This window comes from Niastella populi (assembly GCF_002078015.1).
Taxonomy (GTDB): Bacteria; Bacteroidota; Bacteroidia; order Chitinophagales; family Chitinophagaceae; genus Niastella; species Niastella populi.
In genome coordinates this window covers 386,999-412,875 of record NZ_LWBP01000188.1, presented here as the reverse complement: position 1 = coordinate 412,875, position 25,877 = coordinate 386,999, and the positions used below count along the sequence as shown (strand labels likewise).

Genomic DNA, 25,877 nt, shown 5'->3' with positions numbered 1-25,877 from the left:
TTTACTACAACAAAGGCTTTAATCTGTTACTTCGAATTATGCCTTCTATTTCGTTGATCAACTGTTGTTTACTTCCTGTTGTTACGTTCACCACCGAAAACGCCCTGCTGCCGGTAAGCATCTTATGCCGCCAGCTTAATTGTTCAACAGTGCGTTCAGTGCCATTATCGTACCACCAACCGGTATATAACTGATCTTTGCCATTTTGTAACAGGGCTGTATATACCTGTTGCCCGCCAACAACCTCCAACTGCACCTTCGTGAAAATATATCCGCTTCCATTCCAGCAGATCATTGGATGATGATCGGCGCTAAAGAAACCGGGAATATATTTCAGATATACAAGCGACCGGCTATTCTCCAGCTTGACGATCTCCGTTGTTACGCGTTCAGCCTTATAGCCGTCTACCGTTTCTATTGCAGCCGCAGGTTCGGCCATGGACTTCTCGATTAATACGCCCCTGTAAGCCGCCAGGCAAATGATCAGGTACAATGCGACGTGTATCAGAAAAACACTATTCCATAACACAGGGGTTTTATCTGTAGTTACTACTTCGGGCCGCCCTTTATGTTTTATTACCAGCTGCGTTAACCAAACCATGGGTATTATAACATACAACAACAGGCAAAATATGCCGGCCAGCTCATGCAATGGCGCATCAGGCAAAATATTGAACCATACCAGACAAATAATCCGGAACAGATTACTTACCACATTCAATACAAATGAAACCGTAAGCAAACCAGCCACCTGCCAACCGCCCACATACAGTTTGTGTTTGCGTTGATACATGGCAATTATGATCAACTGCAGCAACAGGGAAATCACCATCATATTCAAACCCATGCAGGCGGGATCAACCGAAAACTCATTGTTATTACTGATGATCATATTCCCTTTTACGGTTATACCGCCCTGTGCCAGGTTCATGATAGCGCCGGCCCATTTTGTAAGCTGTAATCGGATAGGAACGCTGAACACATTTGCCGTAAACTGAGATACAGGCGACATAAGGCATACCACACCTACCGGCAACAGATTTATTTTACCCAGGAAGTTTTCGGTAACAAAAAAACAGGCAAAGGCAATGGAGAAATACAACAATGTTTTTACGGGCAGTAACACCGCTAATATGGCAAACAACGCAGCAACAGAGCCGTACCTGATGTTTTTATTATTACCCGGTTGAATGGTGGTAACAAGGGGCAATGCCAGCAATCCCAAAACAACGTTTACCGACTGCCACAGCACATAGGTACGAAGCGATAACAGCATGATAACGGCATACACCAGGTATAAACCCAGGGCCATTCGTTGCGGCTTTGCCATTTTAACCGGCAGTGATAATGCCTGTATCATTATAATGCTTTCTTTTTAACGGGATGAAACTTAATATACAACAACACAACACCGGCAAGGATGATCAATGCCCATTCATGCGGTTCGGGCACGGCGCCCTTTGATTTCATGGAGGCATTTTTCAAACTGTTCTGACTGTCCTTAATATTAAATCGTTCGTAATCTTTTGTTGTTTCCAACACCACCATGCTCGATACGGGGCTTACCACATACGCTTTCTGCGCATCTGCAACAAGCTCATCTGTCTCCTGCACTTCATCTGAAAAACGGGTACCCATTTTTTGCATAATATGGTTGTAGGCAAACAATCGCATTAAATGATCAGGAGCCGCAGATGCCACTGTACAACTATCTTCTACAATGGCGATCTCTGCGTTATCGATAACTACCTGTTTTTCGTTCTCACCATCCTTTACAAACACCTGTTTGTTCAGCAATATTTTCAGGTTATCGACCGAGCCGTGTTCATACTGAAAGGCCCGGTATTCTTTCAACGTTTTCAAATAGGGGCTCAACGTGGTGCCCAGGTTGAACAGCTTCAGCTTTTTTCCACCCCGCATCGACTTCTTAACCTCCTTCAGAAAATCGCTTCCGGCCAGGTCTTTTAAGTTGGGTGAAACAGCAGGGCTTTTACTTACAAGCAGGGAATTGTTCGCGTTCCCAATTAAATAAACCGGAAATAAGCTGAACTGAAGTTTATGCAACTCAGCAAAAACCGCCTGCCTGTTTTCACCGGTCACCTCTACCATTGCATTGGTGTATACAAATACCTTATGGTGTTTCAACACTTCACAAATGCTGGTGAACTCCTGCTTCGTCCAGGTTTTGTTAACATCCAGATAAACGTTTTGTAAAACAGCCGGACCAAACTGTTTGGCGTATGGGCGAACATTATACCTTTTGCCATCAAAGCAAAACGCATCGTTACTCAATGGCTGATCGGCCAGTTCTATATCCCAGGAAGGATCATATTTTCCTGAGCGTGTAAAACCCATACGGCCGGTTGGCTTAAATACTGCGGGGGAAATGAAGTCTTTTGGTGTTTGCTGAAACTGTAAAGCAATTTCCTCCTTTGCACGGGAAAAGGAGGGCCCGTCGAACCAGATATTCTCATATTTCATTCGGCCATTCTTTCGCGTGAGCGGGGCGGTTATGCCTACTTTAAATTTCCTGCTTTCGCCCGCCAGTACCGGAAACACCCGCACCGATATAGTATTGCCTTCCTGCCAGTGTAATACAGACGGGTCGCGACGTTCGGCGCCAACGATCTGCTTATAGGCTGAATCGGCTTTTTGTTTGGTGGTCAAGATGCTTTTGGCTTCTTTGCCTTCTATCCATAACGACAAGGCCGTTACCACCCCGCCTTCGGGTAAGTGAAAGGTATAGATCGCTTCTTCCTGGCTTCCGCTCCACCTGTCGGCAGGCGCCATATTTGAAACGGTGATCACTTTTTCGGTATAAGAGATACCAAACTGCGGCCATATTTTAACATCGGTGTTTATGTGCCCGGTCAACAGATCGTCACCCGACCATAAACGGTCCTGCGCCTGGTGCCGCGAATCGTGCATCGACTCCAGCAGCTTTATGCGGTTTGCCTCCGACAAATGTATGTTGCCCGAAAAAAGCGCAGCGATCATGATCAGTGGGTCGTGCTTTTTCTCTTCACCAAAATTTCTGGTTGGTACCGACCAAAATAAATTGTCCAGTCTTTCAGAAGGAGTGCTGTAAACGAGATCGGTTTTCAATATACTCTCTGCAAGCCCGTTATCAGGTATCATTTGAGCCAGTGATACCCAGGCCGGCCATCCTTCATTTTCGCGCACAGTAGCCTGCCGGTACGTTGTGTTAATTTCATTGGTCAATAGGGTAAAACGAACTACAAATACAACGACCACAACCAACGACGCCCCTGCCCCACCTAAAAAACTGACGAACAATGCCTGGTTATCTTTTACTACTTTCCTTAACAGCGCTATAGTGTAGATCACAAACAGCAGCCCGACAAATGAGTGAGCCGAGATCCCCAGCACAAACGAGGCCATAACACTCAGGATATAGAGGGGAAAGAGATAAATAGCGAGATATAAGAATGTAACCAGCGCTATACCCAGCAGGAAGGTCATCACATATTGCAACCACCGCGGAAAACGTTTAAAAAAAGCAAATGCAATATAGTTAACACACAGTATTACCTGCAAAACCGCAAACCAGGTCACCGGCTTTTCAAATACCGTCATTTCGCGGTTAAGGGAATACGCGCTTATCAGAAATAAAATAAGAAACAGAATAAGCGGCATCAATCCATCCCTGCCTTTCTTAAGTCGCCTGCCTGCCAATAATATTACAAAATAAATAACCGCTATTGCATAATTAATCACGAACAACCCGCTGCTATGATTCAAGGTGAAAAACACCGGTAAACAAAAAAAGAACAATGAGATCGGGATAAGGATCAATCCTTCTATAAACTGTTTATCTTTTTGATTGGCAGTTAAATGGTCCATAAAATGGCTTTAATAGTTTTGTAATGCAGTTCAAACTGATTCAATTACTTTTCTTCATACAGTGCTTTCAATGATCTCCGGTTTATATATACACTTATCATTAAACTTACCATTGTACAGGCCATATGATCTGCCAGCACCGGGTTCTTTACAAATAAGGTTTCCGTTGAGAGTAATGATGCCAGCAAAAAGAATAACAACACCATTAGCATAAGATGAAAAGTAAGACTGGCGATGCGCGCCGGAATGCCATAATGGGTAATTCTTTTCGACAATACCACAATTGGATTGATGAACACCAGCAATGGGATCGTTGCAATAATTCCTACGAGCAGGGTAACAAACGCCCACAATACATCGCCCCCCCTGAATGATACTATTGCCCCCAGCAGCATCAATAAAAAATTGATCAGCGCTGTTTTAACCCATATATGAATGGAAGCCGAAATGGTTGTCATATGATGCTGTTTAGCGGGTGGAGACGATCGTTTTTTTCTTTTCGAAATATCTTTTCGTGATGGCATCAGCATAGTTCCACGATAACCAGGAGTACTGCTTTTGTTTTTGAACAAATTCCGCTTCGCGGTTCTTCAACTGTCCGGTAAAACAGCTGTTGCATCCGTACACGTTACCCACCCTTTCGGCATCTGTCTTCAATTTATTTTCAAGGTTTTGCAGCACCACGATATTGGTATCGAGCAATGGCAGCGCTTTATCGGAAAGCGACAGTAAAAACGGAACATCCAGCTCAACGGTATCCTTGCGTTTCAGGTTATATCCGGCAATGAACTCATCCCAATGGATGGTGGTGGCCAGCACCATCACTGTTATTCCGGCCCATGCATTTACCCTGAACAGGAAGTAATTTGTTTTCCTTGACCATATTTTCAAAAACACGGTTATCAACCCCACCAGCACCATCAACAAAAAGAACAATACCCCAATGCGTTTGTAAGCGAGGCCATGTTTTAGAATGTAATAATAATCGCGCAGCAAAACAGAACAAACCAGCAACCCATTTTGAGCGATCCAGGCATAGGCGCCATACTTCAACCACCTGTTCCGTTTGTAAAAATTGAGATTGCCTTTAAAGAAGAACAGTAAAATAGCCATCGCCAGTACAATGGAAACTATAAGCAGCTCCGTTCCCTCATGCACCATTTTGTATACCGGTTCGCCTGCCTTGTACTGAAAATTCAACCAAAGGAAATTGATATCGATAAGGTTCACACCCAGCAACAACACGTTCAATAAGACCAGGCTTATGATACCGGTGGTGTTCTCATTCTTCAGCGCCAGTGTGCCGCTGGCCATTTTACCCATGATCATTTCAACAAACCTGAACGAAGTGCCTTCTCTTTTCTTTCGCAATGGTATTTTACACCGAAGCAATGCGTCGTGCATGCGGGCTTCGCGGGTGCTGAAATAATTCAGTTTGCTTTTTAGTAAAACAGAACCTGTAATAAGCAACCCCAACAAAAGGAACAACAGCCGTTGCCATGAGAAGAAATCGAAGAAATGGCTGAAGAATATTCCCAGCTGCAGTTCTATCTGGCCTGCTATTTCAGAGAACATGTTGTTGGCAAGGCGGTAAATGCAAAAGAATACGATCACCAACAGCAACGGTAATAAAGCAAAGCGGATGATGCGGCTGAAACCTTTGCCTTTAACAGCCTGGCCTTTGCTCAGTTTTATAGGCTCAACAAACGAAGCAGCTACCATAACAATATTCATCAGCACCGAGCCGCCGGCAAACCAGGCCGACCGGTGTGTATATCCGGCAAAACCTGCCAGCAATAACAGGGTGATGGTAAAGGCAATTTTACTCAACCCGGTATTGTGCACCACTACCATGGCCAAACACACAACATGACCCAGCAGCAACCAGTTCACGATAGCATGTTTACGGGCCCGGGGGTACAGAAAGAAAAGGGCCGATAACAAGAAGGCATCGAACAGCACGGTATTGATGGCCAGTTTTTCGTTCCAGAAGACAAGGTTGAACAGTACAGCGCCGGCTGCTACCAGAATGACCTTTGAAATATCTTTATTCATAGTTGGGTTAATTTCAGGTGAAGGGTTTTTCATAGCTAAAGTTTTAGATCGAATTAAAATCGCGTCCCCATTTAAATAATGATCTGTAAAAAGTAGTTACACTTACCATTGCTGCCAGTATGGCTGCTAACAGGAGATACTTCAATTCCCTGTTGTTTCCGCCTACCAGGTTCATAAATGTGGTATATGCCATTACCGTAACCGTTAACCCGCCTGCCGCTACCGACCAGAACAACCGCATGCCATTTACCCGTTTGGCCATTAGGGCAATTATAATAAGCACTGCTATCATGCAGGGGATAGAAAAAATGCCGCCCACCAATAGCACCAGGCCCAACTGCTGCCATGGATACCAGTTACCATTTATGATGCTCATGAAAGAAACGGCCAGAAATGCATTGGCTATCACGGCTACCAGCCAGATCTTACATGCCAGTTTAAATTGTTTCAAAAAGTTATTACTCATACTAAAAAGCGCTTTGTATTTCAAAGTGTAAGGGCAAAAAAAATTTGCCTCACTTCATGCCTTTGATCATTGCCTCCAGGGCCTCGATATGATCTTTAAAAGCTTTTTCCCCGGCGCGGGTGATTGAATAGGTTGTATTTGTTTTACGGCCAATAAATCCTTTATGTACCTTAACATATCCATTTTCTTCAAGGTTTACCATGTGCGATGCCAGGTTGCCGTCTGTTACATCGAGCATTTTTTTAAGGTCATTAAAACTCACTTCCTCATTCACAATAAGAATACTCATTACTCCCATGCGAATGCGGCTATCAAAAATTTTATTAAGATTTTCAATGGGGTTCTTCATGTTGTAAATTATTATCTAGCTCTTCCGTTCATACTTCCACCACATTATTGCACCATAAAGGATGTGCAAAATGCCGAAACCTGCGGCCCAAAAATACAAACCACCGCCTACTACCCACAAATTAATAATACCGAGTATCAGTTGTCCGTAACCCAAATACCGTATTTCACCCAACGTATACTTCGATGCATTCACCAGTGCCAGTCCGTAAAAGATCAAACAGCCGGGTGCTATCAGCGTAAAATAACCCAATTCGATGGCGCGCAAAAGCACTATGCCGCCAACAACCATCGGTAATATGGTGTTCCAGGCAAGGCGTTGCACGGTTGTATCCCACATGGGCGTACCGCTGCGGCGGCTGCGCGACCAGGTAAATATAAAGGCTGAAATGAATGCGGCGGCAAACGTAATGGCTGCTATCAGCATCAGGTCTTTCAACAACAAAGCGCCGCCATCGCTATGATAATAATTACGGCCAACTGCCGGGTGCAGGAAGCGGTCGATACGGCTGTGGGCTGCCCATGCTCCCCCCAGGGCGCAAACGCCGGCGCTGATACCGCTCCATCCACTAAGGGAAATAAAGCGGGTCGACCGTTCCATCATTCGTTTAATATCCTGCAGGGTTTCCAGCGGGGGATGTTGGCTATCCATAAAAAGCACTTTGTAAAACAAAGTAAGCACTGGTTTGTCAGATTTCCAAACTTTTTCGCTTCAATCAAAAAATAAACTTCAAAAAGGCTGAACGTTTAAGTAAAAAGCTTAACACGTATTTCCGAAGCAGTTGGTTTTTCGGATCAACTCAGGCGGCGCAAAGCCCGGGGTGTATGCGTTCGTTGTTATGGCGTAACGCTCAGTTGGCCACTCAATCAGCCACACCAGGCCCGGGAGTGCGTGTCCGGTGTTTAATGTACCCCCCGTAAACCCGCACCCAATTGAACCGCAGCAGCCATATTAACCGTATTTTACTATTCCAATAAGTGTCAAAGATTAGCTTTTCAGGAGCCGGTCAATTAACGACATTTCCGCCAAAACTGCTTCCAGGTAATTTTCCAGCAACATCCCTCCACAGGCTTATAAGAAAGATGTAATGTAACGTTAGTTTCTACAGCCCAATCCCCCGGCAATTAAGCTTTTAATGTTGCTGCAACATCATGCTGACCGGCCCCATGACTATAAACCGCGTCAGGAAAAGAATATTACCGATGGAATAGGGCTTTTACCGGCGTCCTGCCCGCTTTTATCTTTTTTAACATTATGCTTTTATCACTGTTATTGTATTTTTGGCGCAGAATCAAACCGACCTTATTAGAATGCCTATTAGACCGTTTAAACTCCTGCTGCTTATTCTGTTGACCCAAAACACAATAGCTCAAACCAGGATACTGAAAGGAATTGTCAAGGATGCCCATAGCGACGAACGTATTCCCTTCGCCTCTATGCAGTTCAAATCCCAGAAATCGGGCAAGCTCAGCGATTCAGCAGGATCATTTATTTTTCGTTTTAATGAGTGGCCTACAGATACACTTATCATCTCTTATGTAGGCTACCAGGATTTTAAGCTCCCATTCGATACCTTTTTATTACAAAGAGCCAAAAACAACGTATTAGACATCAGCATTTTAATGGAGCGCGGCAAATTTGAAGCCGTGGTTGTCAGAAGGAAGATCGACCGCGGCATCCTTATGTGGAAACGTATCGTACGACACAAACCTCAAAACGACCGGTACCGTTTCCGCAACTTCTCGTACGAATTGTACAACAAACTCGAAGTAGATCTCAAGAACATTAAAAAAGAGAAATGGGAGAACCTGCCGTTTATCAAAAAGTTCAATTTCGTGCTGAACAATATCGATACAACGGAAGAAGGCATTCCCTATTTACCCGTATATATCACCGAAGCCATTTCTGATTACTATTTTCAGAAATCGCCGCTGCGCCGCCGGGAAGTGTTCAAAGGCACCAAAACCATGGGGGTGAACAATGAAAGCGTTTCCAAATTATTGGGCGGTATCGATCAGAACGTAAACTTTTACGCCAACTTCATTCCTGTATTCGATAAACAGTTTGTAAGCCCCATCAGCGATAACGGCGATGCCTTCTACAACTATAAAGTACTTGACTCGCAGTTTGTAAACGGCCGCCGCCTCATTCACTTCTTCTTTATTCCAAAACATAAAGGAACAAACACGTTCGAGGGCGATTGCTGGGTGCACGATACCACCTTTGCCATTCAGAAGATGAACCTTCGCCTTGGTAAAGAGGCCAACGTGAACTATGTGAACAAGCTGAGCATTATTCAGGAGTTCAGCCTGTTGAACGACAGCACCTGGTTCCTTACCCGCGATAAATTCGTGGTTGACCTGTCGCTTTTCTCTGGCGAAAAGCTGTTGGCCGCTATCGGCAGAAAGACCACTACCTACAAAGACATAATTGTAAACGATACTTCGGTAACCCATGAGCTGGCCAAAAACAAGCTCCTTGAAGAAACGATATTTCCGCCCCAGGCCAATAACGCGCCCGATTCTTTTTGGGTTGAGAACCGGCATGAGGAGTTAAGCACTACCGAAAAGAAATTATACCAAACCATCGATACCCTGTTGAAACTGCCGGCATTTCAACGCGCGGTAAAAACCGTGAACTTCCTGGCCACCGGTTACCTCGATGTAGGTAATTTTGAAATAGGCCCCTGGTACAACTGGGTGTTCTCCAACGTACTTGAAGGATGGCGTTTCCGCTGGGACCTGGGTACCAATCGTTACTTCAGCAAAAAACTGCACTTACATGGTTATTTAGCCTACGGTACAAACGACCAAAAGTTCAAATACGAGGCCGACGCCATGTACCTGTTCAATAAAAATCCGCGCTCGTATATTTTCGCTAAATACTCGAAGGATATCGATTACGGTCAAAACTATCTCGACGAAGTAAGCCAGGATAATATCTTCGCCCTGGCGGTGCGAAAAAACGGCGTTCCCATCAAATTCCTGAAAACCGAATTGATGCAGCTGGACCTTTTCAAAGAATGGCATTCCGGTTTTTCAGTAATGCTGAGCGGTGTACGCAAGGTGTATAACCCGTTGCTGAACCTGCCCGAAAAAGAGATCTTCCTCGACGGCAATGGCGCCACAACGCCGTTGAATACTTTTGAGGGTTCTGTTCAATTACGTTTCGCTTACCTCGAGAAATTCATTGAAGGATCGTTCTTACGCTACAGCATGGGCAGCCCCTACCCCATTACAACCATTAAGTATACCCGCGGCATAAAGGGTGTATTCGACAGCCATTATGAATACAGTAAATTAACCGGCAGCATTTCCGACTACATGAAAATATCTCCTTACGGAACGGTGTATTACAATGTATTTGGTGGTAAAACATTCGGCACCCTGCCGTTCATGTTACTCGATGTAGCCCCCGGTAATGAAATTTATTACTATAACAAGTATGCCTATAGCTTAATGAACCGCTGGCAATACCTGCACGATAAATTCGCGGGCTTCAATTTTGAACATAATATCGGTTCGGGCATATTCCGTTTTACGCCGTTCACCCGCCGGTTGAAGTTCCGCCAGTTCTATACTGTAAAAGGATTGTGGGGCAGCTTAAGTGAAGAAAACAAGGCGTTGAACATGCCTGCCGGATCTACCTACATATTCGAATCGCTCGACGGCAAAACCTACCTCGAAGTAGGTACCGGAGTAGATAACATCTTTAAAGTTTTACGATTTGATTTTGTGTGGCGGGTATTACCGCAACCATTGCCCAAAGCTGCATCTCAACGCTGGGGGGTGTTTGGAAGCTTCAGGTTACAGTTCTAGTGGTGAATGGTCAATAAAGAATAACTTTCTTACATATTTGGCCTTCGTTATGCATTGCAGACGAAGGCCTTTTTATTCGCTTGAACAATAAGCCGTATAATCTGAATCAATCCGCCTGCGCCAAAACTACGGCGAATAAAAAAAACAGGTGCCAGAGAACTGGCTCCTGGTAAAGTGTAATTTGCGATACTTCACAAAGAAAAAGAACTAAGATAATCAGCCAAAGGCCGGTTGAAATTCAGGGGTGATTTCAATACCCGATCAATAACCGACTATCACTATTAAAACAACCGAAGCCTATAGTTGAACCAAACAGTTAGAAAAATTTATGGGGTAAGTTGATCACAGTCAAGGGTAAAGCAAATTTGCTTAACAGATCAGGGGTTTTACAATAAAAAAGGGGCGATTAGAAAATCGCCCCGCAGGTCATGCCCTCAAAGCTATTGCATAGACCTTGTTTAACTAGGCCAAAAATATTATAAGGATCTTTAAATAAATAATTTTTTAGACGACCAGCGCTATTTTAACAAATAAGTGATCTCAAATTCCTGTTTTTCAATATTTATTTTGTGTAAACAAGACACTTTAAGTTAGGGTTTTTACTTAACTCTATCGATTGCAGCCACCATCCTGTACTTTCCTGCCTCGTATTCCGGCGGTGGAACAATAAAAAAGGGCAGATATCTTTTTCAGACATCTGCCCCGGTATTTTCAGCTCAGCAGCTAATTACTTCTCAACCGTTACTGTAACCGATGCGGCCAGTTTACCGCCATATGAACGATGAATACCATCGGCATACTGCATAGAGATCTTATGTTCGCCCGGCGTTAGGTTCAGCTCGGCTTCTTTTTGTGCATTACCAAAGTGCAGGTGTGCGGAATCTTTAGGCACTACTTCGCCCATTGGAAAAGACTCACCCGCATCGATAAGGATATGATGGTGGCCGGAAGCCTGCCTGATAATACCTGCAGAATCCAGTGCAATGCCCGATACCCCCATTTGTACTTTAAAAGGAGATTTAATTTTCTGGCCGTTCTTCAGGTTTACAAAAAACACTTTAGCGCCTTCAGGAATAGCAGGAATTGGCGTTACAGCCGTAGCAGAATCAACCATATGGTGATGATCAGCGGCATTTGAATCTGCGGCAACCGTTGCTGTGGTATCGTTATTTGTTCCTTCACCAGCGGCGCTGTCGTTACATGCCATTAAGCCCAAAAACAAGAAAGGAATAAGATCAATTTTACGCATAGCCTATTTTTGATGTGATTAAATGAAAAATGAATCCGCGCAAATGTAAAGGTATATGCCCGATAATGGCTTAAATCGCCGGCTAATTAACAATCAGGAAGTTAGTGAGGCGGGTTACCGGTTACCAGATACCGGGTACCGGTTGCAGCGTGCCCGATCAATTACGGCAGTTATAAAATAAAAGGCCCGGAAACTGGTAACTGAAGATAGCACTTCACCATTCCCGATTCACGCCTGAACGCTATCCAGTACCTCAAGTATGATCCTTGCCGCTTTCTTTATCTCTTTTTCAGCAATGGTAAGCGGTGGAGCAATGCGTAAACATCCGGGAGCGAACAGGAACCAGTCGGTAAGCAACCCGCGCCGTAGGCAGCCATCTATTACCTGTTTATTGATCTCAAAATTTTCAAACTCAATGGCCATCAGCAATCCGTTGGCCCGAATGGCCTTTATCAGCGGATGTTGCAGTAGTTCTTTGAATAGCGCGGTTTTGCCCGGTACCTTGTCTACGATGCCTTCTTTCAGCAGCACCTTAAAGGCGGCCAGTCCGGCAGCACAACAAACCGGATGCCCCCCAAAAGTGGTAATATGTCCCAGCACCGGGTTTTCGGTAAGTACCTGCATTATTTTTTGATCGGCTGCAAAAGCGCCGAGGGGCATTCCGCCGCCAAGGGCCTTGCCCAGCAAAACAATATCGGGCACTATATTGAACTGTTCGAACCCCCATAACGTGCCGGTTCGGCCAAACCCGGTTTGTATTTCATCGAGTATGAGTAAGGTTCCTGTTTCGGTACATTTATCCCTAAGGGCTTTCATCCATTGGGCAGAAGGCGCCACCACACCCCGCTCCGCCTGTACGGTTTCGGCAAACACACAGGCCGTGTGGGCATCGATCTCCTGCAGCGATTCCATTGAATCGTATTCGAGGTGCAGCACATCGGGTAACAGGGGGCGAAAGGCATTGCGCCAATATTCGTCGCCCATAATGCTCAGCGCCCCCTGGGTAGAACCGTGATAACTCTTGTTGAAGGCAACGATGCGGGTACGGTTGGTGAACCGTTTTGCCAGCTTCATGGCCCCTTCGGTAGCTTCCGCCCCGGAATTGGTGAAATACACCGAGTTCAGGCTGCCGGGCAACTGGTCGGTAAGCCATTTGGCATATTGCACCTGGGGCGTTTCAACCATTTCGCCATACACCAGCAGGTGCATGTAGTCGTCTACCTGTTTTTTTACGGCTTTTACCACTTTCGGGTGGCAGTGGCCAACATTGCATACGCTGATGCCGGCAATCAGATCGAGGTATTTTTTACCGGCGGCATCGCGCAAAATGCTCCCCTTTGCTTTCACAATGTCAAGCGCCAACGGGGCCGGGGAGGTTTGGGCCACATGCCGCAGAAATAATTCGCGTTTATTCATATTCCCGGCAAAGATAACCGGTTGCGGGGTACGGGGGGCCAGTTACCGGTTACCAGGTGCCGGGTACCGGGGTTTACATTCAGCACTCGCTGCTGTTGGGTTACAGGTTACAGATTGCAGGAAACAGAAAACTGGCTGGCGGTAACTGAAACTTATTCAGGATATTTGCTGCAGGAACTACAAACCACAAACTACAAACCACAAACTATAAAACATAAACTCTACAGCCATGCCAGTGATCTTACACGTTGAAGGGGTTTACCCCAAGTTTGGAAGTAATTGCTTTATTGCCCCCAATGCTACCATCGTTGGCGATGTGGTTATGGGTGATGACTGCAGCATTTGGTTCAATGCCGTGGTGCGGGGCGACGTGAACAGCATACGCATGGGAAATAAAGTAAATATCCAGGACGGGGCGGTTATCCATTGTACTTATAAACGAACCCAAACCATTATCGGCAATAATGTGTCTGTAGGGCATAATGCCATTATACATGGCTGTAATATCTCCGACAACGTACTGGTAGGCATGGGCGCCATTATCATGGACCGTGCGCAGATCGGCAGCAACTCCATCATTGCTGCCGGGGCCGTGGTATTGGAAGAAACCATCGTACCCCCGGGTACCATTTTTGCAGGCGTACCGGCTAAAAGGGTGAAAGACATCGCAGTTGAGCAAATAAATGGCGAAATTGACCGGATAGCCAACAATTACATAAAATACGCCGATTGGTTTCGTGATCAGGTAACCGAATAATTGGTTCTCCCTATTGCAATTATGGTATAATATTTCTAGATTTAAGGGCGTTTTATCCTTTGAAACCAGGTATATGAAATCTATTAGAATTTTGTTGTTTTCCGTGGCTTTGGCTACTTATATTTTAGGTGGAAGTTCATGCCAGAGAAAGGGCTGTCCGAGTAATGGTAAAAATGTGGGCGCCGAGCGAATTTTGAGTGGTGAGAAAGTACCCAAGGCCAGGAAGTTCAGATCATAATACAACAAAAGCGAGCCCCTGCTATTCCGGTTGAACTTCGGTTCTACCGTATTTATAATACCCAAACCGTACTTTATGAGCCTTACGCTACGCACAGATTTCGGCTGTACCGAGGCGATCATTGACGACGACTGTGGGCTGAAACGCTTTTACGAAGTGGCCAACATTCTCCTTGACGATCTCAAGATCCGTTTTACAAACAAACAGGATGACTTCGACACGCTTACGTGGAACTTCACGTATAAAGGTCATTTGCTAACCCTGTATTACAACATTTACACAGGTATCTCAATTTATCCACTCAAGTTCAAGGAAGCTCCGCGCAAAGACAATGATGCGGTGATAGAAGTGGCAAAGTTTCTGGAAACCAAACTACTGGTGAACCAGAGCAGACGGTACCTGGTGTAATATCGAATATTGAACGCCGAAGGTTGAATTTCGAAGTGAAAAACGAGCCGCAGCGCTATTTCGACATTCTACCCGCCTTCGCTCAGCTTCTGACGGGCACGCGTTGAACATTCGATATTCAATATTCTTCTCCCTCCAATATCCTCTTCCCTTTAATTTCCAATATCCAATATTGAAGGTTCAATAACGAAGTAAAGCTATGGTGCATTTCTACTTCGACATTCAACATTGGAAATTCAATATTCATTATTTCAATAATTCCGTTCGTCTATTGACTCAAGTATATTGTAGTAGCTGACGTACCGGTCTTCATGTATTATCCCGTTGGCTACGGCTTCTTTTACAGCGCAGCCCGGTTCATTAATATGCAAACAGTTATTGAACTGGCACGCGGTAATAAGCCGGGCCATTTCAGGATAATAATGCGATAGCTCCTGCCGGGTGATATCAACCAGCCCGAATTCGCGCATGCCCGGGGTATCAATTACCCTCCCGCCTGTCGACAGGGGCAGATCGAACATTTCGGCAAACGTGGTCGTATGCAATCCCTTGCCGCTCCACCCGCTTACATCCTGTGTTTTCAACTGCAGCTCAGGAAAGATGGTATTGATAAAAGAAGATTTGCCAACACCCGAATGCCCGCTCAGCAGGGTAGTTTTTCCTTCCAGCGCGTCTTTTACTTCCTGTACGCCTTCATTGGTTTTTACCGACATCAATATGGTACGGTAACCAATAGCTGCATACATCTCCTTCAGTTCGGCATACTTCTCCTGCTCTTTATTCCTGTACAGATCGGCCTTGTTGAAAACAACGATAGCAGGCACATGATATGCCTCGCAGGTGACCAGGAACCTGTCGATAAAACCCTGTGAGGTTTTGGGCTCCCTGAGCGTTGCAAACAATAATGACTGATCGAGATTGGCGGCAACGATATGGTGGTGCTTTTTATGTGCCGGCGACTGCCGGTTTATATAATTGTGCCGGGGAAGAATTTCCGTTATCATGGCCGTATTGGCCGATTCGCTTTCCACTTCAATGATCACCTCATCGCCTACCGCAATAGGATTGGTTGAGGTGATGTCATCTATCTTAAAAACACCTTTGATACGGGCGCTCATGGCCCTGCCCGTTTCAGTTTTAATATTGTACCAACTGCCGGTTGACCGGTAAACTATTGCTTTCATTCGGGCATAAAAGTACGGTATCCTTTGATACCAAGTGTGCCACACCTTGAAGGTGTGGCACACCTACGTTACGGGAACTTCTTAAATAATGTATACCGCAAAAATATTTCAAGCAGTAAAAGCACGGCGGCGGCAAATGCAAAGGGGAAGAACCGTTCGGTATAGCGTTTCAGTGAAGTAACTTCAATGCGCGATTTTTCAAGTTTGTCGATCTCTGCATAAATGCGTTTCAGGCTTTCATTGTCCCTTGCCCTGAAATACAGCCCACCGGTTTCCGTAGCGATCATCCGCAGCAGTTTCTCATCGATATTCACTTTTTGCTGCCGGGTGGTGACACCTCCGCCGGCATCGGGAACAGGCACCGGCGCATACCCTTCTGAACCTACGCCAATGGTATACACCCGCACACCATATGCTTTGGCCAGTTCTTTACCCGCCAGCGGGTCGATGCGGCCGCCCTGGTCTTCCCCATCGGTAAGCAAAATAATGACCTTCGATTTTGTTTTTACGTTCTTCAACCGGTCAACACTAACCCCCAGCCCATCGCCGATGGCGGTGCCATCTTCGAGCAGGCCGCGTTGAATATTGTAGATCTGGGTTTTTAATACAGCTTTATCGGTGGTCAGCGGCACCAGGGTAAAACTTTCGCCGGAGAATATGACCACCCCTATTCTATCGGTGGGGCGCATATCCACAAAGCCGGCCGCCATTTGTTTGGAGGCTTCGAGGCGGTCGGGCAAAAAGTCCTGCGCCAGCATACTGCCGCTCACGTCCATGCAAAGGATGATATCGATACCGCGGCCGTTCTTCAATTCCTCATCGTTGCGCGTTTGCGGGCGGGCCATTGCCATTATGATACTGCTTACAGCCAGCAACCGCAGTACAAAAGGCGCATGCCTGAAAGTGCTTTTCCAGGAACTGCTTTTGCGGTAAACCATCAGGGACGATACCTTCACGGCGCCCTGCTGCCGGTCGTATTTGTTCAGGTACCAGTATAGCATTGCCGGTACAAAAACAAACAATCCGAATACTTCAGGATATGCAAATGTTATATGTTCAAACCAATTGTACAGCAAGGGTCAGGAAATATTATTTAGTGTTTTGATAGCCGATTGTATAACGGCGAAATTATTTTCGTTATCGGTTGCATCTGGCTGGTAGCGCGCAAACTTAACAAAATCGGCCACCTGCAAAGCACGCACCAGCTGGTTGAAACTTTCCCTATCCATGGGCACCTGCCGCAATTGCGTTATCAGCTCTTCATTTGTTTTTTCCAGCGTGGCAATTTTCAGTTTTTTGAACATGAACACCCGCAGAATATCGTTCAACCTGCTGTAATATGTTTTTACTTCTCCATTCTGCAGCCCCTGTTTTCGCAGATCTTCCAACGCCTGCAGTGCTTCCTCGTAAGGGCTCAGCTGGGGTTGAACCGGTTGCGGCGCCTGCACCGGTTGCTTTGGTTTCCGTAACAGGTAAACAATTACGCCTGCAGCCAGTAAGGTTACCACGCCCAGGATCCACGGAATCAAGGCCATCCAGGCCGGTTTGGGCACTTCTACAATTTCTTTTATATCGCGGTAATCTTTCGACATATCCAGTTGTGCATAGCTTACTTCAACCGGTATGGAATCGGTTGCATAGTCTTTACCATCTACCTGTATGGTCATTGGCGGAATGATGACCGTACCCGAATCGAAACTGGTTATGGTCAGCTCCTGGTGATATTGTTTGCCATCGATATTGTCTGCGGTATCGACTTTTCCTTTTTCTATGAATTCAAAACTGGGAATGCTATCGAGGTTGAACCAGGTAACCGACCGGCCCATGGGAATGCGCACTTCAAAGGTTAGCTTAATGGGTTCGCCAATAAGGATCTCATCGCGGTTGACCGATGCTTTGGCCAGCACCTGGCCCTGCATATAAACCGGACTGGCTATTAAACAACCAATAAGGATAATATAAAGAATAGGGTTTTTCATAATTACCGGTTACGCCCGACAAAGAACTTCTGCAGCACTTTCACATAATCTTCGCCGGTGCGTAAATGCAGGAGGTCGCAGCCTGCCCGCGTAAAAATATTTTTACAATAATTTGTATGATTAAAAAAAGCGGCTTCATGTTGTTGCCGTACGAGATAGTCGCTGGTATCGATCCAGTTGCGGGCGCCGGTTTCCGCATCTTCCACTTCCATCAGGCCGGCATCGGGTAACTGCATATCCATTCTATCGTACACCTTCATGCCCACCACATCATGTTTTTTGCCGGCCACCTTCAACCCGTCCTCAAAATCATTGTCAAGGAAATCGCTTAACAGGAACACAATACTGTTCTGCTTAACGGTATTGTTCAATCGTTGCAATGCGGTGCCGAGCCTCGTGCCTTTGTGTTTCGGTTCAGCGGTAAGCAGTTCGCGTACAATGTACAGTCCATGATCGCGCCCTTTTTTTGGGGGTATGAATTTTTCAATTACATCGCTGAAGAAAAGTACCCCCACTTTATCATTGTTGCTGATAGCCGAAAATGCCAGCACGGCCGCCACTTCGGTGATCAGGTCTTTTTTCCGGGCCTGCGTGGTGCCGAATAAGGAACTGGCGCTTACATCAACCATCAGCATTACCGACAACTCGCGTTCTTCTTCAAATACTTTACTGAACGGATGGTTAAAGCGGGCCGATACGTTCCAGTCGATAAACCTGATATCGTCGCCGGCCTGGTATTCGCGCACTTCCTTGAACAACATGCCCCGCCCTTTAAAAGCGCTGTGATATTCACCCGTAAACAAGTGGCGGGTGATCTTTTTGCTTTTGATCTCCAGTTCGCGAACTTTTTTTATTATTTCAGCCGTCGTCAGCATAGTCAATGGGCAATTGGCAACAGGCAATGGGCAATTTACTATTTGTCTATTGACCAATGCTTATTGCCTGTTGGTTTAAGGAACTTGAATGACTCTCAAAATATCGTCTATAATATTCTCCACATTCACGTTTTCCGCTTCTGCCTCGTAAGTTAAGCCAAGCCGGTGACGTAATACGTCTTTTGAGATGCTGCGTACGTCTTCAGGAATCACAAAACCGCGTTTGTTCAGGAAGGCATGCGCTTTGGCGGCCAGGGCCAGGTTAATGCTGGCGCGGGGCGAACCGCCATAGGCGATCAACGGTTTTAATTTTTCCAGTTTGTATTTATCGGGAAAGCGCGTAGCAAATACAATATCGAGGATATAATTCTCTACTTTTTCGTCCATATAGATCTGGCGGGCCAGATCCTTTGCCTGCGTTATTTCCTGCATCGACACTACCTGGCTCACTTCAGGCGATTTGGCGCCCTGCACATTCTGTCGAATGATGATCTGTTCTTCCTCCTTGGTTGGGTAATCAACGATCACCTTCATAATAAACCGGTCCTGCTGCGCTTCGGGTAACGGATAGGTTCCCTCCTGCTCCAGCGGGTTCTGGGTGGCCAGTACCAGGAAGGGTTCATCCAGCTTATGGGTGGTGTCGCCGATGGTTACCTGGCGTTCCTGCATGGCCTCCAGCAGGGCGCTTTGCACTTTTGCCGGGGCGCGGTTGATTTCATCGGCCAGTACGAAATTGGCGAAAATAGGCCCCTTGCGTACTATAAACTCATTCTTCTGCTGATGATAGATCATGGTACCGATTACGTCGGCCGGTAACAGGTCGGGCGTAAATTGAATACGGCTGAATTTGGCTTTAACGGCCTGGGCCAGCGATTTAATGGTGAGGGTTTTAGCCAAACCGGGTACCCCTTCCAGCAGCACGTGCCCATTGCTCAGCAGGCCTATCAAAAGCCTGTCTAACATATGGTGCTGACCAATAATAACCCTGGCTGTTTCGTCGCGAAGCCGGTCGATAAAAGCGCTCTGATACTGTATTTTTTCATTGAGCTGCCGAATATCATCTGCTGTTAATAGCATAAACGGGGTTTAGAATGAAGATTGATAATCAGTTATGAAAATACGTCAATACTTTGCAAAGTGCTTGCCAACTTGTATAAACAACACTAAAATCAATAAAATAAACATGTTTGGCAGCATACAATAATTTGGCAATTTAATAGTTATGCGAAAATTACCAACTGTTTAACCCCGAAGCAACGGAAAGGGAATAAAATTTGCCTACTGTACAGCAATACTTATTAACCCGGCCCCTGCACAGGGGCTTAAATTTAAAATTGTTACGATGAAAAATTATGTAATTGCATTGTTATCGGTTGGTGGTTTCATCATTTATGGCTGTGATAAGGACGATGATGACAAGGATCAAACAAAAGAAAGGGTTCAGTTCATTACCAGCTCCAGCTGGAAGTATGATACCATAGGCATTGACAATACAGGTGATGGTAAACCCGATGCGCCCATACCTTCCCAATTTGCACCTCAAAAGTGCGAAACGGATAATACCATTACATTCCAAAGCGACAGTACAGGCGTACTCAATGAGGGCGCTGTTAAATGTGATGCCGGCGATCCTCAAAACATACCATTTACGTGGTGGTTCAAAGAAAATGGTACGGTACTGTACACTCCCGATCAGATTTTCGGCAGCGGCATCAGCGGCGATTTCAAAGTTGGCGAAATTACCACCAGCAGACTGCGGGTAATTAAAGATGTTAGTTTCCCGCTTGTTGGCAATGTTACCCTGGTGCTCGACCTTAAACACTAATTGTAAATAAATATTAAAAGCCTCCGCGGTTTCTCGCAGAGGCTTTTTTATTTTACTAACGTTGTGCTTTACCTGAAACACCGGTTTTACAATTAACATTTTTATATGCCGCCCGTACTAAAAAGCAGGCATTTTTATTTATACTTTTCAGCCCGGTAAAAGATAACAATCGCATCTTAAAAATCTGCAGTACCTGTTATCGACAATTCAACCCTACAGAATACAAATCAACCAATATGTACAGACCATTTAAACACCCGTTTCTGCTGTTACTTTTAGTTTCCGCCTCCTTTACCGCCTGCGAAAAAGACAAAGACGACCCCGAAAAAGAAAAGAGCCGTACAGAACTTTTAACTGAAAAAGTGTGGGTATATGTTGATCAGGGCCGGGACGATAACGGCGATGGTGTGCTTTCAAAAGAAGAAAGCGATTTAGAAGAATGCCAACTCGACGATTCCTTCAAATATAACACCGACGGCACCCTCACAGACCGCGATAATACAAACAGATGCAGCCTGGTCGATCCTGAAACGGAAATCTTTCAATGGGCATTCCAGAATAATGAAACCGAAATTGTGACTAATGGCAGACTCATCAAAATTAAAACACTGAACGAAACTACATTGGAAGGTTCTTCCGAAAGGCTCGACGGTTCAAGCAACACGAAGATCATTGCTATTTTCAAACACCCATAAATAATAAGGTGGGTCACCCTTTACAGGATGGCCCACCTTATTATTTTTCAGAAAGCCGGTTACGACAAATACTTCCCCACTATGGGCACTCTGCGCCCTACCCCAAATGCTTTACAGCTAACGCGAATGATAGGGCAGAACTGGTTTCGCTTATATTCATTGCTGTTCACCAGTTTCAGCACCCGGCGCACCAACGCTTCATCGATACCCATCCCGATCAGTTCTTTGGGACCTTTTCTTTTTTCAATGTATTGATACAACACTTTATCGAGGATTGCGTAATCGGGTAAACTGTCGCTGTCTTTCTGATCGGGCCGCAGCTCGGCAGATGGCGGTTTGGTAATAATGTTCTCGGGTATTATTTCCCCATTGCGGTTAAGATAATCGGCCAGCGCATACACCTGCATTTTATATACATCACCCAATACGCTTAAGCCGCCGGCCATATCGCCATATAAAGTACCGTAGCCGGTACTTAACTCGCTTTTATTGGAAGTATTGAGCAAAATATAACCGAACTTATTTGAAATGGCCATCAACAGATTGCCGCGGGTGCGGCTTTGCAGATTCTCTTCGGCCAAACTGAACGGCAGGTCGCCGAAGATGGGTTGCAGCGTTTGCAGAAATGAATCATATACGTTCTTGATAGGAACAATATCATACGGATTGCCGAGATTCCTGCTCAACAGCTCTGCATCGGCAACCGAATGCCCCGTTGAAAAATGCGAAGGCATCAGGATAGCCCGTACGTTCTCCCGGCCCAATGCGCGGGTGGCCAATGCCTGGGTAACGGCGCTGTCAATTCCGCCCGAACTACCCAGTATGGCTTTGGTAAAGCCCATTTTCCTGAAGTAATCCCTGATGCCAAGGATCAGCGCTTCTTTTATTTGCCCGATGTTTTCATCTGATGTGAGGTATTCAATGATCTTATCGGGATCTTCCAACTTGCCTACCCGCATATCCTTATCGAATTCGGGAACGGCCTTCAACGGTTTGCGCTTTGCCTTTTGTACTTCAATTTCATCGAGGTTCACGATGGCAAAATCTTCTTCAAAGTATTTCATCTCCTTCACGATCTGTCCGTTGGCATCCATAACCAGGCTGCCGCCGTCAAATACGATCTCGGTTTGCGAGCCAATGGCATTGCAATAGAACATGGGCAACCCGTATTTCAGTACATTGGCCCGAACGATCTCTTCGCGGTCCTGGTCGTGATCATAATCGAACGGCGAGGCCGAGATATTTACCATAAGATCGGGCTGCTGGTTAATGAGCACATCCATGGGGCATTGCCGGTACAGTGGATTATCGCCGAGGTTCCAGATATCTTCACAAACCGTTAACGCTATTTTTTTTCCTTTAAATTCCAGCACATTCCATTCGAACCCGGGTTCAAAATAACGATACTCATCAAACACATCATAATTTGGTAACAGGGTTTTGTGCGCTACGCCCACCACTTTTTTATCGTATAACAGCCAGGCTGCATTAAACAGGTCTTTCCCTTCTTTCAATGGGTTTCTTTGCGGACTGCCGATAATTACGCCAATGGTATCGGCCTGTTCTTTTATGATGTCGATCGCTTTGTAGCATTCATTGATAAAATCGTCGAACTCGAGAAAGTCGCGGGGCGGGTAACCACATATGCTCAATTCGGAAAATATGACCAGGTCGGCCTTCCGGCTTTTTGCATACTGAATGGCCCCCATTATTTTGCGGGTATTATCTTCGAAATTCCCTATATGATAATTCTGTTGCGCAATGGCAATTTTCATTTTATTCTTTTGGGTTTAATAAAAAACGATGCCCGTTTTTTCCTGTAAAGGCAAATTTAAGCGAAAAAGGCTGAAGGCACGCTGAACGCTTAACGCTAAAGGCTTAACGCCACAACCCGTGTATGCAGCCCGCCGGGAATACTTACCTTCGCGAAAAAGCAGCATAAAGACGGAAAACATGATTGGCAAAATACGATGCCTGTAGCCATAACGTTTATACCCCTGGTTTTCACGTATAGCTGTATTCTGTATTTGCCTTCAGCTTTTGGCCTTTGGCTTTTGGCTGTATTTGTATTCACGTTTTGCATTCGGCGTTCCGCGTAAAGCGTTCGGCGTTCGGCGTCTTACAGTTCCTGCAATTCAACCTTATCTTCGCGGCAGAACGCCCTGAAGCGAAAGGCAGTGCACACTTAAATGGCGCGTTCCGCGTTAAGCATAAAGCGTTAAAATAAATTTTCTGTAATGAAACAAACAGGACTGGTATTATTGATCGTAGCCGCATTATTTTCCTGTAAAGACAAAAACGTTCCCGACGTGTCGGACATTAAGGTAGAGCTTACCGTAAAACGGTTCGAACAGGATTTTTTTGCCATAGATACCAATCGTGTAATGGCCGCCCTTAACCAACTTGGGCAAAAGTATCCACTTTTTCTTGGCGACTATTTGTTCAATATTCTCGAACTGCCCGGTATAAGCGATACCAGTACCCGCGTGCAGGCACTGATCAAAAAATTTATTGGCGACTACAAAACGGTTAAAGATTCTGCCGACCAGGTATTCCGCAATTTCAAGCCCATAGAAAAGGACGTTAAAAAAGGGCTGCAGTTCGTGAAATATTATTTCCCCGCCTATAAGCCGCCTGTGCAACTGATCACCTTTATCGGGCCTATGGAAGGGTTCAGCGATGTCATTACCCGCGATGCGCTGGCGGTGGGTCTTCAATTACACATGGGTGAACAATATTCTTTGTACAGCAGCAGTATGGGCCAATCGGTTTTTCCGGCTTACATTTCACGGCGCTTCACACCCGATTATATAGCGGTTAACTGCATGAAGAATATCATCAATGACATTGCACCTGAAAAAGGCGGCAGCCTTGCCCTGGTTGAACAAATGGTTGAAAAGGGAAAACGTTTATATGTGCTTGATAAAATTCTGCCCTACACCCACGATACATTGAAGACCGGTTATACGGGTGCGCAGTTGAAGGGATGTTATGAGAACGAGGGAATGATCTGGAATTTCTTTCTTGCCAATAACCTGTTGTACAGCCGCGAGGCGGTTCATATTAAAAGCTATCTTGAAGAAGCGCCCAACACACCCGAACTGGGCGATCGTTCTCCCGGCGCTATCGGCATTTTCACAGGCTGGCAGATAGTGAAGAAATATATGTCGAAAAACCCTGAGCTTTCCCTGAATGAGCTGTTGAATACTGATCCGAAAAAAATATTTGAGGAGAGTAAATATAGGCCAGGGTAATACCCGGGGGTTATTTCTTCCCCAGCTTCTTCCTCAACAACTCCCTCACATCCTGCAGGGCGGTTATTGATTCAAAGGCATCTTTCGGTACCAGGAAAAACGAGCGGGCGTCGAAGTACAGGTGAAAAAAATAAGGGCTTTCCAAAAAGTAACTGAACCGGTTCCAGGGCCAGCCTTTGGAGCCTTTGCCGGTCTCCAGTATAACATTCTCCTCATCAAGATGCATGATGAAATGGTCCTGGAAGGTGAGCGACCGGCGGTAAATGCTACCCGGCAAAATGCGCCAGATAACCAGCATCAGCAGGAACCACAAAAAAGAAAATATCAAAAAAGAAACAGGCTGAATTTTCTTCAGGGCAAATAATATGGCCGAAGTAATCGCAAATACATTGATCAGGATCAGTAGTATCTTGATTTCGGGACGCATTAAAAAGTGATACCGTAAAGCCTGGATCACCTGCTTTTTATCATAACCAAATTGTACTGTCATTCAGTTTTCCCCCATTAAGGGCGTAAAAGTAAGGATTCCAAGCTAAGCGGAAGTTAAAAAACAGGGTTCAAATTAATGAACCCTGTCCAGCAGTGCACATGAAACAATCCCGCTTTCGCGGGAGCAAAAATTGTACTTCGTGGCTATACTTGAGGTTTAGTAATTACAGTTATAAATATCTTAGTGCAGAGGGCAAATTTTCTTCTGCAAACCTACTTCGGAAAAAGGGGGATAGCAATACCACTTTGTGGTGCTATTGAAACGGGGGAACATCAATCAACCAGCTGATTACCATTCCGTTAACAACAAAAAAGCATCATTTCAACACCACCGCAGGCACCAGGGTGATCGGGTATTTTTTGCGGACGGTTAATGCAGCAGCATAAAAAACCTGCGCGGTTTACCCAAATTCCGGTGGGTTATCGCGCAGGTACTATTTTATAAATTAATAATCAGCGAAGCATTCTTCCACACCGGGCCTTTCCATTTGCCGCTTCGGTAGTTGTTATATACCGGTTGCAGGAGGAAGCCAGCATGGCGGTAGTGATCGTTAGTAATACAAAGGTTTTCATTTTCATTTGTGCAACGGGCTGGGTTTTATATAAAGCCTAAACGGAGGTTTCGGTGAGATCGATATTTGAAAACATATAAAGAAATGCTAAAGGAAGGCGCAAGGGTAAAGAATAAAAGCAGCAGCCAAAAGCAGAAACCCGTAAAAAATGGCCGTATTTAAAGGGGAGAAGGAAACAGCCATTTTATAATGAATTGATTTGCAAATCAAATACTAAACCAATACGCTTCTTTTTGTGAGAATGTAATTTAATTAGTCGTGTCTGTAATTCAATTATCACAGGCTTGTAATGGAATTGAACACTGCGGTAATTGAATTGAGCAGAACCGCAAAGATCTTTACTTATGCCGGGTTGCTATTGCGTTTCAACGCCCCAATGGCTTT

23 protein-coding genes are annotated in these 25,877 nt (G+C 45.3%); 6 read left to right on the top strand and 17 right to left on the bottom strand.

The features are described from left to right. Window positions 1-4: 4 nt before the first annotated feature. The 7 genes from xrtN to A4R26_RS18535 are packed head-to-tail and all read right to left on the bottom strand — an operon-like array spanning window position 5 to window position 7,385. Window positions 5-1,360: an exosortase N gene (gene xrtN / locus A4R26_RS18565; protein ID WP_081166225.1), complete on the bottom strand. Its 1,356-nt coding sequence runs from the start codon at window positions 1,358-1,360 to the stop codon at window positions 5-7. Then, the gene (locus tag A4R26_RS18560; RefSeq protein WP_081166222.1) at window positions 1,360-3,864 is read right to left on the bottom strand and encodes an XrtN-dependent VIT domain-containing protein; all 2,505 of its coding nucleotides are present in this window, start codon (window positions 3,862-3,864) and stop codon (window positions 1,360-1,362) included. The genes xrtN and A4R26_RS18560 overlap by 1 nt, the downstream gene beginning before the upstream one ends. 44 nt (window positions 3,865-3,908) lie before the next feature. Then, window positions 3,909-4,322 (bottom strand): hypothetical protein, encoded by a 414-nt coding sequence (locus A4R26_RS18555; RefSeq protein ID WP_081166219.1) that lies wholly within the window; start codon window positions 4,320-4,322, stop codon window positions 3,909-3,911. 10 nt (window positions 4,323-4,332) lie between these two features. Continuing rightward, entirely contained in the window at window positions 4,333-5,952 is a 1,620-nt protein-coding gene (locus A4R26_RS18550) for a DUF4153 domain-containing protein (protein WP_081166216.1), read from the bottom strand. 10 nt (window positions 5,953-5,962) lie between these two features. Next, window positions 5,963-6,385 carry a hypothetical protein gene (locus A4R26_RS18545; protein WP_081166213.1) on the bottom strand — a complete coding sequence of 141 codons (423 nt, stop codon included), beginning with the start codon at window positions 6,383-6,385 and terminating at the stop codon, window positions 5,963-5,965. A 49-nt stretch (window positions 6,386-6,434) separates the two neighbouring features. Further along, window positions 6,435-6,734, bottom strand: coding sequence for a winged helix-turn-helix domain-containing protein (locus A4R26_RS18540; protein WP_081166210.1), 300 nt, complete (start codon window positions 6,732-6,734; stop codon window positions 6,435-6,437). A gap of 15 nt (window positions 6,735-6,749) precedes the next feature. Beyond that, entirely contained in the window at window positions 6,750-7,385 is a 636-nt protein-coding gene (locus A4R26_RS18535) for a hypothetical protein (protein WP_242674949.1), read from the bottom strand. 659 nt (window positions 7,386-8,044) lie between these two features. On the opposite strand from A4R26_RS18535, the gene A4R26_RS18530 reads away from it, so the two are divergent. Then, on the top strand, window positions 8,045-10,552 hold the full coding sequence (locus A4R26_RS18530) for a DUF5686 family protein (protein ID WP_107685858.1): 2,508 nt from the start codon (window positions 8,045-8,047) through the stop codon (window positions 10,550-10,552). Between the two features lie 727 nt (window positions 10,553-11,279). Here the strand turns inward: A4R26_RS18530 and A4R26_RS18525 are convergent. Together A4R26_RS18525 and A4R26_RS18520 are read right to left on the bottom strand one after the other, a co-directional pair. After that, a complete protein-coding gene (locus A4R26_RS18525; RefSeq protein WP_081166204.1) occupies window positions 11,280-11,801 on the bottom strand; it encodes a DUF4399 domain-containing protein in 522 nt (173 codons plus the stop codon). A 228-nt stretch (window positions 11,802-12,029) separates the two neighbouring features. Beyond that, window positions 12,030-13,217, bottom strand: a complete 1,188-nt coding sequence (locus tag A4R26_RS18520; protein WP_081166201.1) for an aspartate aminotransferase family protein — start codon at window positions 13,215-13,217, stop codon at window positions 12,030-12,032. Window positions 13,218-13,446: 229 nt separating this feature from the next. Here A4R26_RS18520 and A4R26_RS18515 point away from each other — a divergent pair, with 229 nt between their 5' ends. Further along, on the top strand, window positions 13,447-13,974 hold the full coding sequence (locus A4R26_RS18515; RefSeq protein WP_081166198.1) for a gamma carbonic anhydrase family protein: 528 nt from the start codon (window positions 13,447-13,449) through the stop codon (window positions 13,972-13,974). Between the two features lie 313 nt (window positions 13,975-14,287). Continuing rightward, window positions 14,288-14,620, top strand: a complete 333-nt coding sequence (locus tag A4R26_RS18510) for a DUF3630 family protein (RefSeq protein ID WP_081166195.1) — start codon at window positions 14,288-14,290, stop codon at window positions 14,618-14,620. 251 nt (window positions 14,621-14,871) lie between these two features. Here A4R26_RS18510 and rsgA read toward each other — a convergent pair whose 3' ends face one another. The 5 genes from rsgA to A4R26_RS18485 all read right to left on the bottom strand — a co-directional run bounded on the left by rsgA (window position 14,872) and on the right by A4R26_RS18485 (window position 19,735). Then, entirely contained in the window at window positions 14,872-15,804 is a 933-nt protein-coding gene (gene rsgA, locus A4R26_RS18505) for a ribosome small subunit-dependent GTPase A (RefSeq protein ID WP_081166192.1), read from the bottom strand. A gap of 68 nt (window positions 15,805-15,872) precedes the next feature. Beyond that, window positions 15,873-16,880, bottom strand: a complete 1,008-nt coding sequence (locus tag A4R26_RS18500; protein WP_081166189.1) for a vWA domain-containing protein — start codon at window positions 16,878-16,880, stop codon at window positions 15,873-15,875. A 3-nt stretch (window positions 16,881-16,883) separates the two neighbouring features. Continuing rightward, window positions 16,884-17,783, bottom strand: a complete 900-nt coding sequence (locus A4R26_RS18495; protein ID WP_081166186.1) for a BatD family protein — start codon at window positions 17,781-17,783, stop codon at window positions 16,884-16,886. Window positions 17,784-17,785: 2 nt separating this feature from the next. Continuing rightward, a complete protein-coding gene (locus A4R26_RS18490; protein WP_107685857.1) occupies window positions 17,786-18,658 on the bottom strand; it encodes a DUF58 domain-containing protein in 873 nt (290 codons plus the stop codon). Window positions 18,659-18,733: 75 nt separating this feature from the next. Continuing rightward, window positions 18,734-19,735 (bottom strand): AAA family ATPase, encoded by a 1,002-nt coding sequence (locus tag A4R26_RS18485; RefSeq protein WP_081166183.1) that lies wholly within the window; start codon window positions 19,733-19,735, stop codon window positions 18,734-18,736. 265 nt (window positions 19,736-20,000) lie between these two features. On the opposite strand from A4R26_RS18485, the gene A4R26_RS18480 reads away from it, so the two are divergent. Together A4R26_RS18480 and A4R26_RS18475 are read left to right on the top strand one after the other, a co-directional pair. Then, a complete protein-coding gene (locus A4R26_RS18480) occupies window positions 20,001-20,483 on the top strand; it encodes a lipocalin family protein (protein WP_081166180.1) in 483 nt (160 codons plus the stop codon). Between the two features lie 236 nt (window positions 20,484-20,719). Next, window positions 20,720-21,178 carry a hypothetical protein gene (locus A4R26_RS18475; protein ID WP_081166177.1) on the top strand — a complete coding sequence of 153 codons (459 nt, stop codon included), beginning with the start codon at window positions 20,720-20,722 and terminating at the stop codon, window positions 21,176-21,178. Window positions 21,179-21,237: 59 nt separating this feature from the next. Here A4R26_RS18475 and A4R26_RS18470 read toward each other — a convergent pair whose 3' ends face one another. After that, complete coding sequence (locus A4R26_RS18470) at window positions 21,238-22,953, bottom strand: NAD+ synthase (RefSeq protein ID WP_081166174.1); 1,716 nt, start codon at window positions 22,951-22,953, stop codon at window positions 21,238-21,240. Window positions 22,954-23,415: 462 nt separating this feature from the next. On the opposite strand from A4R26_RS18470, the gene gldB reads away from it, so the two are divergent. Continuing rightward, window positions 23,416-24,432, top strand: coding sequence for a gliding motility lipoprotein GldB (gene gldB / locus A4R26_RS18465; RefSeq protein WP_081166171.1), 1,017 nt, complete (start codon window positions 23,416-23,418; stop codon window positions 24,430-24,432). 10 nt (window positions 24,433-24,442) lie between these two features. On the opposite strand, the gene A4R26_RS18460 is transcribed toward gldB, so the two are convergent. Then, complete coding sequence (locus tag A4R26_RS18460) at window positions 24,443-24,922, bottom strand: YcxB family protein (RefSeq protein ID WP_081166168.1); 480 nt, start codon at window positions 24,920-24,922, stop codon at window positions 24,443-24,445. Window positions 24,923-25,374: 452 nt separating this feature from the next. Beyond that, on the bottom strand, window positions 25,375-25,500 hold the full coding sequence (locus A4R26_RS35865; RefSeq protein WP_278248432.1) for a hypothetical protein: 126 nt from the start codon (window positions 25,498-25,500) through the stop codon (window positions 25,375-25,377). Window positions 25,501-25,877 lie beyond the last annotated feature (377 nt).